The following is a 12,207-nucleotide window of genomic DNA, read 5'->3' on the forward strand; positions in this document are numbered from 1 at the left end:
CCCGAACGCCTCGGCATTGCTCACGCTGAAGCGGCCTGAAGGCCGCGGTCCGGCTGCGCTTCTATGTCCCTTCCCGCTGCCAGGGCAGCCGTTCATATTCGTCGCGACGCCGCGCGCTGCTGAATGGCCAGTCGCGGGCAGTCTGCACCAGGAAGGCTCTCACGGGATTTTGTTCGGTGTATCGAATCGCCTTGCCGCAGTGCTCTTCATCACGCACGAGCGTGTCGAAGTAATCCGGAAACCAGAAGCGGCCGGACCGGTTCAAGAGTTTGTTCGCCTCGCGCGCAGATTTCCCTTTCCAGAGATTGATCAGTGGGACGAGAGGGACGTCCCAAACCGACACCAGCAGATGAACGTGATTCGGCATGATCGCCCAGGCCAGTAGCCGGTAATCGTGTCCGTCGGCCTCCAGCAAGATTTGCTCGACGAGTTCAGCCACGTTTGGTTGACGCAGCCAACAGGCGCCGCGGCTGCAATCCAGCCATTGTTCGAGTTGCCGCCGCTTGGCTGAACCGTGCGCTTCTTTCAAGAGAGGTTCCCATTCCACGCGGCGTGCGGCTGGAAATACGTCGGCGAGAACGAACGTGACAAACTGCATGACGCCAGGCGCGTCGAAGTGCGGCAGGTGCCCGCGCTGATGCCAGCCGCGAAACCCCCGCTTCAATTCTTCAAGGGACGGTCTCCAGGTCCATTCACGTTTGGCGCGGATCAATTTGAGGAGACCGAGATTCTTGGGTGGAGTGCTGCGGTTCGGATTGGAGTGGGTTGGTTCCATGGCGATGTGAAGCGTGGCTTGGTCGCGCTTCAACCGGGGAGTGTAAGGAGATTCGGCCAAAACACCAGTTTTGTTTTGGACGGAACGCGCCGTTCACGGCGCTTGAGGGTCAACGTCTCCCAGCGCCTGGGATTTGCCCAGCCCTCTGACCTGTTTCGGCGGAAGCGGCATAAATGCCGCGGTCCGGACAGCCTGGCGGACCGCGCCGTTCACGGCGCCTCAGCGTTCGCACAGGCCAAGGCGTATGAATGAACGACTCCCCCGCGCCGCGCGCCGGCGTTTTCCCGCTGAAGCGGCCTCAAGGCCGCGGTCCGCTGAAAGCCTGTCTGAAGGGCTAAACCTCAACCACGATATTCCTCAGCAGGCCAATGCCCGAAATCGAGATTCGGACTTCGTCGCCAGGACGCAGGCTGAAATCGTCCGGAGGAACGATCCCGGTCCCTGTTAATAACACGGCGCCGTTGGGAAAAGTCTGGCTTCGGAAAAGGTATTGCACCAGTTCGCTGAACGACCGCTTGATTTGTCCGACGCTAGTCTCCCCTTGAAACACCGTCTGACCCGCGCGCTCGATCTGTAGTTGGATTCTCCACGAGCGCGCCTCGGCTTCGCTGGCCGCCACTTTCACGACCGGACCCACGGCGCAGGAATGCAAATAGACCTTCGCCTGCGGCAGGTACAGCGTGTTTTCCCCTTCGATATCCCGCGAACTCATGTCATTGCCGATGGTGTAGCCCACGATCTCTCCTCGAGGACTGATCACGAGCGCCAGTTCGGGTTCCGGCACGTTCCACCGTGCGTCTTTGCGGATGCCGACCGGTTGATCCGGAGAAACGACCTTTTCCGGAAGCGACTTGAAAAAAAGCTCCGGCCGATCTGCCGCGTAGACTCGATCGTAAGCACCGGCGCTGAAATCCGATTCGTCCATCCGCGCCTTCTTGCTGCGGAGATACGTGACGCCCGCGGCCCAAACCTCCTGGCCCTCGACCGGGGTCACCAGCGCGACCTCCTGCAACGAACGCCTGGGCAGATCGCTTCTCGCCAGTGCGTTCAATCGCTGAATTACGTCCTCGCCGTGGAGCAGCGAACTGAGGGTATTGATTCCCACGGCGCTCAGATCGAGGATCGACGAATCTTCCGAGAAGATGCCTACGCGACATTGCTCTTCGCGAACCCTGAATCGACAAATCTTCATTGTTCCTTCAATTGAACTTTAGAACGGCGGTTGATTAGCCACAGAGAGCACAAAGATCACAGTGGGAAACAAGAGGCATCCTGTGCTTGGGCTGATTCACGCCGAATAATCCAGATAAACCGTTTTCACTCGCGAGTAAAAATCAATCGCGCCCGCGCCCTGTTCCTTGAAGGAGTCAGTGCTCGACTTCTTGACGCCACCGAACGGGGCCTGGAGGGCCAACCCGGTTGAAATCTGGTTGATCTTCACCACGCCGGCCTCGATGCGCTCGGCGTAGAGCATCGCCTTCTTGATGTCGCGGGTGACGATCGACGCGGACAAGCCGACGTCCACGCCGTTGGCCAGCGCGATGGCGTCGTCGAAATTCTCGGCGGCCAGCACAGCGACCACCGGGCCGAAGACTTCTTCGCAAACGATGGTCATGCGGGGTTTCACGTTGCCCAGGACGGTCGGTTGCATGAAAAAGCCGTGCGCACAATCTCCCTCCGCAAGGCGCTGGCCGCCGCAGACCAATTCCGCGCTCTCCTTCAACGCGCCTTCGACATAGCGAAGATTGCTTTCGAGTTGCGCCTGGCTCACGGCCGGTCCCATTTCCACGCCGGCCTTCAAGCCGTTGCCGACCTTCAGCGCCTTGGCTTTGGCGACCAGCTTCTCCGTGAACGCGCCCAGAACGCTCTTCTCCACAATTGCCCGGCTGGTCGCAGTGCAAGCCTGCCCGGTCAATCCGAAGCCGGCTTTGGCAACGAGCGTCGCCGCCAGGTCCAGGTCCGCATCCGCAAGAACAATCGTCGGGTTCTTCCCTCCCATTTCCATTTGCGCGCGCGCCATGCGCGGGGCCAGTTGCGCGTAAATTTGGTGGCCAACCGAATAGGAACCCGTGAAGGAAAGTGCCGCCACTGTAGGATTCGCCGCCAACTCCCCGCCTACGGCGCGTCCTTCGCCCGTCACGACGTTGAGCACGCCTTTGGGCAGACCTGCTTCGACCAGGGCCTTCCCCAATTCCACGGTCATCGACGGCGCTGCAGAGGCCGGCTTGATGATGGCCGCGTTTCCCGCCACCAACGCGGGCGCCGTTTTCCAGGCCGGGATCGCCACAGGAAAATTCCACGGCGTGATCAAGGCCACGACGCCCAGCGGTTGGCGAGTTGTGTAGAGGAGATTGTTCGGCAAATCGTGCGGGATCGTCTGCCCGCCCAGCGTGTAGCTCAACCCGCCGAAAAAACGAAAGATATCAATGGCGCGCTGAACTTCGCCCTGGCTTTCCGCGAGGGTCTTGCCTTCCTCGCGCGTGAGCAATTCGGACAACGCCGCTTTGCGCGATTCGAGAATTTGCGACGCCTTGCTCAAAATGCGCCCGCGCGCGACCGGCGTTGTGGCGCTCCATCCGGCGGACGCTTTGCGTGCCGCGTCGATGGCGGCGGCAGCGTCTTCCTTCCCGCTCTGCGCGTACTCCGCGACAATCTCCCGGGTATCGGCGGGATTGCGAGTTGGGTAACTTGCGCCCGACTTTGCTGACACCCACTCCCCGTTGATCAGGTTTTGATATTTCTGCATGGGCCAGGACAGTATCAGCCCGAATTCGGCAGTTCAAACCAGGAAGTGGCCCTGTGTAACCCATTTAACCCTTTTAACGAGGTAACGACCTCGCGCCTCATCCCGTTCCCCCTGTCAATTCCGTCAACACCCCTCTCAAATCCATCTCGAACTCAATGTCCACGATGGGCGGGCGTGTGGGGAACAAAGGCAAACCGTGTCGAACCGCGGAGCCGAGGCCGGGGAGCAACGCTTTCTCAAGCAAGACATCGACTGGTTGGGCGGTGTAAACGTCCACCGCCGTGACCGATTCCCAGCAACCCCCCAGGCCCGTCAACCGCTCCGACATCACGCCGAGGACGTAACTCGATTTCTCCATCATCGCATCCGGCGCGGTTTCTCCAGCTCGAATGATGCCCTGGAGAAACTAGTAATGCCCCCCCGGATGTGCAACCAGCATGACGCGGATTTTCATTGAGGATTCTGCTCTGGAAAAGGAATGATTCTCGTGAAACTTGAAAGCTCCGACGATGTACCCTGCCCGCGCCAGCGCCTTGGAGTGCGGCAGACCTCTGCGCTCCTTACACGATTCTGTGGGCGGCGGTCGCCAATCCCAAGGGGATTGCGTCCTCCAGCCCAGGGTTCTCTGCCGCTTTTGGACCTGTCCGAGAGATCGAAAGCGCCAGGAGACTGGCGCACTCCAAAACCTCACGGCCCATCTACGGTTCACGGAGCGTTGGTTGTCACGTGAATGAATATGCTGCCCCAAGCCCCTACGTTATGCTCACACGACGCGAATTCTTAAGCCACTCGACCAAGCTCGCCGGCGGCCTCACCGTTTTCTCAACACTCGCCCAACCCACCCGCACACGTCCCCGTTCCGGCGGCCTGCGCGTGGCGGCCGTCGTCACCGAATACCGCCCCTGGTCGCACGCCGATGTGATCTGCGGCAAATTCATCCAGGGCCTCAAGCTCGACATCACGCCGCATTGGACGCCGGTGCCCATCCGCGCCATGTACGTCGATCAATTCCCCGCGAACGACCTCAGCCGCGCGCTCTCGCGCCAGTACGGCTTCCCAATCGTGAACAGCATTGCGGAAGCAATTCTCGACCCGAACGGCAAGGTCGCCGTGGACGGCGTGCTGCTCATCGGCGAGCACGGAAACTATCCGCACAACGATCGCGGGCAACATCTCTATCCGCGCCGCCGCTTTTTCGAGGAGACGGTCGCCGCCTTCCAGAAGGCCGGCGAGGTCGTACCCGTGTTCACGGACAAACATCTCGCGGCGCGCTGGGGGGACGGCAAATGGATGTACGAGAAGGCGCGCGAGCTGAACATTCCGTTCATGGCGGGTTCGTCGCTGCCTCTGGCGTGGCGGCGTCCGTGGCTGGAAATCCCCATCGGCACGCCGGTCGATGAAGCGCTCTCCGTCGGTTACGGCGGAATCGAAGCGTACGGATTTCACGCGCTTGAAACACTCCAATGTATGATTGAGCGCCGCCGCGGGGGTGAACCCGGCGTGGCGTCCGTCCAATGCCTGGAAGGCGCTGCGGTCTGGGACGCGATGAAAGCTGGCCGGTTCTCCCGCGATCTGCTCGCCGCCGCGCTCAGCCGCCACATGCCCCCGATCGAAGGCGATTTCGAGTCCCGATGTCCAAACCCGGCCGCGTTCCTGATCGAATACGCCGATGGCTTCCGCGCGGCGTGCCTGATGTTGAACAACCTCGCGCAACAATTCCTCTTCGCCGCGAAGCTCAGTGGCGACACCGGATTCGCCTCGACCCAATTCTGGCTTCAGGAGCCGACCTTTGGGCACTTCGATTACCTGGCCAATGCGATCATGGAAATGGTCCGCACGGGGAGGCCGCCGTATCCGGTCGAACGCACCGTGCTGACCACGGGCATTCTTTCCACCGCCATGGATTCGCGATTTGAAAAAAATCGGCGCATCGAAACGCCGGACCTGAAGCTAGCTTACAGCCCCGTAGACCACGCCCTCGGCGCTTATCGTCATCCTGAAGCCGCCAACGCGCGCCACGGCGGATGGATCGACGTGTTCAACGGCAAGAATCTCGATGGCTGGCGCGAGAACCGATTCGCGCATCAACCGGTTTGGGAAGTCAAGGACGGCATTCTCATCGGCAAAGGCGGCCAGGGCTACCTGGCGACCTACGAGCAATTCGAGGATTTTGAATTATTCGCCGAAGTGCGCATCTATGACACTGCGGGCGGACGCGGCAACAGCGGTATTTACTTTCGTTGCCAGCCTCACTTGGACCGCAAACGCGAATATCCGGAAGGTTACGAGGCCCAGTGCGACCACGGCGACACGCGCAACTACACCGGGAGCATTTACAGTCTGGCGGTGCCGAGCGCCCGCGCGCCCAAGCCACGTGTCAAGGACGGCGAGTGGTTCACGCTCCGCCTCGCCGCGCGCGGCAATCACCTGCGCACCTGGGTCAATGGCGACGCCGCCGTGGACTGCCGCGATCCGGACAACCGCTATCGCAGCGGCTCTGTGTTGCTCCAAATGCACCACCGCACCGGCGTCGTCGAATTCCGCGAAGTGCGTCTGAGAAGACTCTCCTAGCGCGATCTGTGGCAGGATTTGACGGTGCCTGCCGCCCCAAACAGCTTGCAGTTGGGATTGCTACAATTGTCGGCCCAACGTGTTCCGGGCGAAAGCGAATTCCTGGACTGCGTTCCCGTTGATCAGATGCTCCTGAATGATCCGCTCCAGCACTTCAGGGGTGCAGGAGTGGTACCACACGCCTTCGGGATAAACCACCGCAATGGGACCGCTACAGCAGACCCGCAGGCAATTGACCTTCGTGCGATAAACGAGCGGTTGTGGACCGGCGAGCTTCAATTCTTTGAGCCGCGACTTGAGGTACTCCCACGAAGCCAGGCCGCTCTCCTTGGAGCAACAGTGCGGTTCGGTCTGGTCCGCGCAAAGGAAAATGTGCCGGGAGAACTTCTCCAGGCCGAGCGTCTCCGTGACCTGCTGCAGTTGCGGATTCACTTCGCCCTGGCTAACGGCGCTTGAAAACCTTTTTCGCCAGGTTCTTCAGGCGAATCTTGATCGAGACCAGCGCGTAGAGGTCGCCCCGCATCCCCTCGGCGTCGGGGAGTCCACGCCCTCGCAAACGCAGCCGCTGGCCGCCTGGCGTGGCGGGCGGCACCTTGATTGCGACTTCCCCGTCGAGGGTCGAAATAGTTTTTCGCGCGCCGAAAAACGCCTCCCAGGGAGTCAGTTCGAGGACGTGCGTCAGGTCCGTGCCGCGCACTTGGAACTCAGGATGCCGCGCATAGCGAATCCGCAGGAAAAGATCGCCCGGCGGACCGCCCTCAATCCCGTAATCTCCCCGCCCGACCAGCCGAAGCACTTGGCCGTCCCGGACGCCGGCGGGAATCCGAACGTGCAAAGGGCGTTGCTCGGTTTCCCCTGTCAACGGGTTGTTGCGCAGCACGGCAATGGTGTGAATGGAGCCGTGCAGGACTTCGCCGAGCGATACCTGCATTTCACCTTCGATGTCGTTCCCGGGCCGCGGAGAGCGGTGGAAGCGCTCCGAAGTTGAGGACCTTCCCGCCTCTCCTTCCGAGCCGGAGAAGCCATTCGTTCCGCTGCGCTTGCGCCCGAAGAAATCCTCGTAAAAACTCCGAAACTCCGGGCGTTCCGTGTAGGGCCGAAAACCTTCGCGGCTGCTGCGGCTCCGGAAGCCGTCGTTTTCCCTCCGCATGTGGCGCGACCCGAAGCCGGAAAACCGATGCCGCCGTCCCTGCCCCAGATCGTACTTCCGCCGGTTTTCGGGGTCGCCGAGGACTTCGTAGGCCTCGTTGATCTCCTTGAATTTCTCTTCCGCTTTCGCCTTGTCGTCCGCGAGATCGGGATGAAAACGGCGCGCCAATTTGCGGAATGCCTTGCGAATTTCTTCCCCGCTTGCTTCGCGCGAGATTCCGAGCAACTCGTAGTAGTCTTTTAAGTCGGCGATCATAATCGATCTCAACTTCCAGGCGGCAACACCCACCCTAATTTGGACGATAACTCGGTTTCTGCAACCTGGACCTGGCGCAGCGTAGAAGGGCGTCTGTCATCGCCTCCCCTGGGAAGCTTCCCTGGTCTGATTCCCATGCTCTCGCCCCATGAACCAGGTAGGGCGAGTCCGTCCCGGCGAGCCGCTCGACGTGTGTGGAACACGTCCGACTCGGCTCGCTGGGGACAGGCTCGCCCTACCGTGAGGTTCATGGAAGCAATTGAGTCGTTCCAACTATCGCTGCTTCACGAGCCAGCTCTCACCGGTTCGTGGATCACTCTGCTAGCAAGATATATCGGCAATTCAGCGATTGCCTTTACCGAATATTTTCGTCGAAAGCGGTTTGGTCTCAACTCGCAGGCGCGGGGATCAGGCCGGAGTATTGGAGTATTGGAGTGATAGTGGTTTTAGAAATTTTATCCGTGGGTTCAAGGCGCTTAAGGACCCCATCGCTCCCATCTCACTTGTATTTCGGAGCGGGCAGGTTTACCTGTTGATGCGGGTACCGGCGGTTGAACGTGACGTAGCCTCCCGAACTACTCAAACAAAAGGCGCTGCTATGATCGGCACACAAATCCGGCAGAAGGATGCGGTTTTCTATTTCGTCGCTTATCCATCGGAGGAACTGCTGACCAGGGTCCGCTTCATCAGCCGGTTCTACGACGAAGGCGAAGCGATTCCAGCCGAAGCCGTGGAAGAGGAAGACGATGTTGCCCAATTCATCGCGCGAATTGAACGCAACGAAAAGGCCTTCCAGCGCGCGCTCTCCCGGTCCAAGGTGCGCGCCATCCGCAATTTCTACGAGACCGCCATCTCCCAACCGCCGATCCCGGGCACCGTCCTTTTATTCACACCCCAGAAACTCAGGTTCGATCCGTTGGACGCGGGAGCCAACGTGGGCCGACTCCAACAGCCGGACGAAAAATTTCTCATCATCGACGGGCAGCATCGATTGGCAGCGCTGCATTTCTACGAACGAACTCACCCGGACGAAACGAAGAACATCCACGTGCCTTGCGTGATCTTCGACGCCCGGAGCGAGGACTTCGCGACGGAGATGTTCGTGATCATCAACTCGACTCCCACCCGCATCAACAAGAGCCATTTGATCGATCTCTACGAGCGGGTCTCGTGGGCCGAGCCGGACCGGCGGTTCGCGGCGCGGATCGTTGAGATGCTCTACAGCGAAGGGGATAGTCCGTTGCGCTATCGCATCAACCGGCTCGGAGGCCGGAGCAAACAGGAGAAATGGATTTTGCAGGCGGAGCTGTTCAACGAAATCCACCGATGGGTAAAGCTGGCGTGGGCAAAAATCGAACCGGAAGGCACGGACCGGCGTGCCGCGGAACGCTATTACCGCGTCGTGCGTGACTTTCTCAAGGCGTGTGCTCAGGTGTGGGGCGAAACCTGGGGGAACACCAATTACATGGTCACCAAACCGGTCACGCTCAAAGCCTTGATCCGCGTTTGCGCCGATCTGGCCAGCAAAGACGCCGAACCTGAAGAAGGTCGCGTCGAGCGCTGGCGCGGCCGTCTGTCGCCTTGGACGGAGCAGGCGCGCGCTTTCCGCAGTGACGGATTTTACGAACGCTTCCCGGCCAGAGGCCAGGTGGAACGCGTCGCCCGCATCCACCGCGAGTTAGCGCGAATGGTGGGCAGTTAGATTGAATCCTCGTCAGAGACGTTATCACGCTCACAAACTCGACCCATGGAACATTTTTCCTCAACGTGGAAGCGGATTGGTTGCGTACTCCTGCTGACCGCGAACCTGGTTACAGCCGCCGCAGCCTCTACGGCCTTGGAGATCGGACCGAATACCACGGACCAACTGCCGCGAGGCAAAGAAGCCGACGGCATCATCGGAGACTTCCTGCTCCGCAACGACCTCGTCGAAGCAGTCATTTCCGGGAACCTCCCGCTGCGGCGCGCCAACATGAGCACGTTTTACGGCACCAACGGCATGACCCCCGGCTGTCTCTATGATCTGACGTTGCGCGGCGCGCACAACGATCAAATCACGATTTTCTCTCCCTCCGGCCAGATGGGCGCCGTCTCTTACGTGCGAATCGCCAACGACGGCCGGGATGGAGACGCCGTCGTGGAAGCCGTGCTCACGGGACCGAGCAACAGCGGGTTGTTCAAACGCCACGAGTACCGGTTGCGCGACGGCTGGCAGGGAATTCTGGTGACCACGACCTGGCGCAATGAAACCCACAAGGCGATCAAAGTGACGACCCCGGATCGGTGGACGAATTTTGCGCGGACGAATTCCCTCGCAGACATTCGGTGGGCCGACGCGGTGGACCCGGCGGACAAAGCGGGGTACGCGTTTGCGGCGGTCGAAAATCCGCCGCCGGCCGACACCGTGGAACTCCAGCCCGGTCAGACCTTGCAGTATGCGCGGTTCCTGGCGGTCGGAACTTCGCCCGCCGAAGCCGTGGGCATCGTCGCGACGCGACTGGGCAAAACCGGTTTGCTCGGCGGCCGAGTTCATGACAAGGATGGCCGGGCCGTTCCGACCGCAGCCATTTTGATTCGAACCAATTCCGCGAGCACGGCCACCAATTGCGTCGCTTACCCCGACCGCCAGGGCATGTTCGAATTTCGACTGCCGGTAGCGGAGTACCTTTTGGAATTCACCGATTCGGGCCGAGCGGCGGTGAAACAGACCCTGGCCGCCAGCGCCGATCAACCCCAGCGATTGGACATCGTCATGGAGCGTCTGGCGGTGGTGGAATTCGACATTCGGGACGAGGCGGGCCGCAGTTTGCCGTGCAAGGCGCAGTTCCACGGCATCGAAGGCACACCGTCGCCGCACCTCGGCCCTCCCAACCGCGCTCACGGTTGCGTGGATCAATATCACTCGGAGACGGGCCGCTTTCGCGTGCCGCTGCCGGCCGGCAAATACAAAGTGATCGTGACGCGCGGCATCGAATACAGCCACCTCGAACGCCCGGTCGAACTGCGTCCGGAAGAATCGGCGCGAGTGGAAGGAATCCTCAAACGTCTGGTGGACACGACCGGCTGGGTCAGCGCAGATTACCACAATCATTCCACGCCGAGCGGCGACAACACCTGTGGCACGGACGACCGCATCATCAACCTCGCGGCGGAGCACATTGAGTTTGCGCCCACGACCGAGCACAACCGACTCTACGATTGGCGGCCTCACATTCAGAAACTTGGCCTCATCGATTTCCTGCAAACCGTTCCCGGGATCGAGTTGACCGGGAGCGGACCGCACCTCAATTCGTTTCCGTTCAAACCCGAACCCTTCAAACAGGACAACGGCGCGCCCGTTTGGAACCGCGACCCGCGCATCAGCGCCATCACGTTGCGCGATTGGCAAGGCGCGGAGCCGGATCGCTGGATTCAGATCAATCACCCGGACATGGTCGAGAATTTCATCGACCGCGACGCCGACGGCCAGGTCGATGGCGGCTTTCAAGGCATCGCGCAGTTGATCGACGGGTTGGAAACGCAGAACTATGCGACGAGCGAAATCCTGGATGGACGGCCCTTCCGCATCGGGAAGGACAGCGCGGGCAAGGAAGTCGTGTTCTACATCCGCGAATTCACCTGGCTGCAAATGCTCAATCGCGGGCATCGCTACGCCGCCATGGCGGTGAATGATGCGCATTCGGTCTATGGCAACGGCGTCGGCAGTTGGCGCATGTACATGCCGAGCAAATCCGATCATCCCCCGGAAATCGATTGGCGCGAGAACAGCCGCCACGCCAAAGCGGGCCGCTCGATCCTGACCACCGGCCCTTTCCTCCAGGTGCGCACGGAGGAGGGCAGTTTGCCTGGCAGCACGGTGCGCGGGCCCGGCGGCGTCCGCTTGCACGTGAAAGTTCAGTGCACGGATTGGATCGACATCGACCGCGTGCAAGTGCTGGTGAATGGCCGCGCGCGCAGGGATCTCAATTTCACGCGCAAGACCCACGCGGACTGGTTCGGAAGCGGCGTGGTGAAATTCGAGCGCGACCTCCAGGTCCCGCTCGCGGAGGACGCGCACGTCATTGTGGTGGCGGTGGGCGAAAACTTCGATCTGTCGATCGGCTACGGGACCAGCACGCAATCGCGCATCAAACCCTTCGCATATCACAATCCGATTTTCGTCGATGTGGACGGCAGCGGCTTCACTCCGAATGGCGATTTGCTGGGCTGGGCGCTTCCGGTGAAGAAGCTCACAGTCGATCAGGTCCGCAAGATGACGCCGCCGTAACGTCAGCCCTCTACTTCCTCTCCCCGCGAGAAACGAGTGGGGAGAGGATTGGGGAGAGGGGTCGTCGGCAGTAAGAACGGCCTCCTTCCCATGAACCCGTCTCCCGGACCGTGGCCTTTAGGGTCTGTGCAAAAATAAATTCCGGTTTTGCTGGAGGCGATTTCGCTTTCTGGCGAGGCACGACGAAGGAGCATAGCCAGGGCTCTGCGACTGAGAGCGTGTCCGAAAATTGCGCGGGGTCCTGCGGCGAAGGATTTTGGCTGTGGCCAAGGCGGCGAGGTCCGAGCATCCCCAACGCGGGCTGTAAGGACCGAGGCAACGCAGGCCACGGACAAAAGACCCGCCGCCCGGAGGGTTTTCGCGCCAAAGGCCGCCTGGCTTCGTTGCTCCTCAGTCGAAGATCCAGGGAGGATATTCTCCTTCGTTGCGCCTCGCCATCCGGC

8 protein-coding genes and 1 pseudogene are annotated in these 12,207 nt (G+C 60.8%); 3 read left to right on the plus strand and 6 right to left on the minus strand.

Annotation, left to right across the window (positions count from 1 at the left end):
- Positions 1 to 61: 61 nt before the first annotated feature.
- The 4 genes from FJ398_19950 to FJ398_19965 form a co-directional block, all read right to left on the minus strand.
- A complete protein-coding gene (locus tag FJ398_19950; GenBank protein ID MBM3840194.1) occupies positions 62 to 835 on the minus strand; it encodes a transposase in 774 nt (257 codons plus the stop codon).
- Between the two features lie 274 nt (positions 836 to 1,109).
- Positions 1,110 to 1,967, minus strand: a complete 858-nt coding sequence (locus FJ398_19955; GenBank protein MBM3840195.1) for a fumarylacetoacetate hydrolase — start codon at positions 1,965 to 1,967, stop codon at positions 1,110 to 1,112.
- 96 nt (positions 1,968 to 2,063) lie between these two features.
- Entirely contained in the window at positions 2,064 to 3,521 is a 1,458-nt protein-coding gene (locus tag FJ398_19960) for an aldehyde dehydrogenase family protein (protein ID MBM3840196.1), read from the minus strand.
- Positions 3,522 to 3,618: 97 nt separating this feature from the next.
- The gene (locus FJ398_19965; protein ID MBM3840197.1) at positions 3,619 to 3,882 is read right to left on the minus strand and encodes a hypothetical protein; all 264 of its coding nucleotides are present in this window, start codon (positions 3,880 to 3,882) and stop codon (positions 3,619 to 3,621) included.
- A gap of 506 nt (positions 3,883 to 4,388) precedes the next feature.
- Here FJ398_19965 and FJ398_19970 point away from each other — a divergent pair.
- Positions 4,389 to 5,492: pseudogene (locus tag FJ398_19970) on the plus strand (hypothetical protein).
- A gap of 660 nt (positions 5,493 to 6,152) precedes the next feature.
- Here FJ398_19970 and FJ398_19975 read toward each other — a convergent pair.
- Positions 6,153 to 6,524 (minus strand): (2Fe-2S) ferredoxin domain-containing protein, encoded by a 372-nt coding sequence (locus FJ398_19975; GenBank protein ID MBM3840198.1) that lies wholly within the window; start codon positions 6,522 to 6,524, stop codon positions 6,153 to 6,155.
- Between the two features lie 10 nt (positions 6,525 to 6,534).
- A complete protein-coding gene (locus FJ398_19980; protein ID MBM3840199.1) occupies positions 6,535 to 7,497 on the minus strand; it encodes a J domain-containing protein in 963 nt (320 codons plus the stop codon).
- A gap of 535 nt (positions 7,498 to 8,032) precedes the next feature.
- On the opposite strand from FJ398_19980, the gene FJ398_19985 reads away from it, so the two are divergent.
- Together FJ398_19985 and FJ398_19990 are read left to right on the plus strand one after the other, a co-directional pair.
- Entirely contained in the window at positions 8,033 to 9,199 is a 1,167-nt protein-coding gene (locus tag FJ398_19985; protein MBM3840200.1) for a DGQHR domain-containing protein, read from the plus strand.
- Between the two features lie 45 nt (positions 9,200 to 9,244).
- On the plus strand, positions 9,245 to 11,764 hold the full coding sequence (locus tag FJ398_19990) for a carboxypeptidase regulatory-like domain-containing protein (protein MBM3840201.1): 2,520 nt from the start codon (positions 9,245 to 9,247) through the stop codon (positions 11,762 to 11,764).
- Positions 11,765 to 12,207 lie beyond the last annotated feature (443 nt).

Source organism: Verrucomicrobiota bacterium, from assembly GCA_016871535.1.
GTDB lineage: Bacteria > Verrucomicrobiota > Verrucomicrobiia > Limisphaerales > SIBE01 > VHCZ01.

What these genes read in the sequence shown, in the direction of transcription:
- FJ398_19960 (MBM3840196.1), bottom strand. Translation starts at nt 3,521, where the DNA reads ATGCAGAAATATCAAAACCTGATCAACGGGGAGTGGGTGTCAGCAAAG.
- FJ398_19980 (MBM3840199.1), bottom strand. Translation starts at nt 7,497, where the DNA reads ATGATCGCCGACTTAAAAGACTACTACGAGTTGCTCGGAATCTCGCGC.
- FJ398_19965 (MBM3840197.1), bottom strand. Translation starts at nt 3,882, where the DNA reads ATGATGGAGAAATCGAGTTACGTCCTCGGCGTGATGTCGGAGCGGTTG.
- FJ398_19985 (MBM3840200.1), top strand. Translation starts at nt 8,033, where the DNA reads ATGCGGGTACCGGCGGTTGAACGTGACGTAGCCTCCCGAACTACTCAA.
- FJ398_19990 (MBM3840201.1), top strand. Translation starts at nt 9,245, where the DNA reads ATGGAACATTTTTCCTCAACGTGGAAGCGGATTGGTTGCGTACTCCTG.
- FJ398_19955 (MBM3840195.1), bottom strand. Translation starts at nt 1,967, where the DNA reads ATGAAGATTTGTCGATTCAGGGTTCGCGAAGAGCAATGTCGCGTAGGC.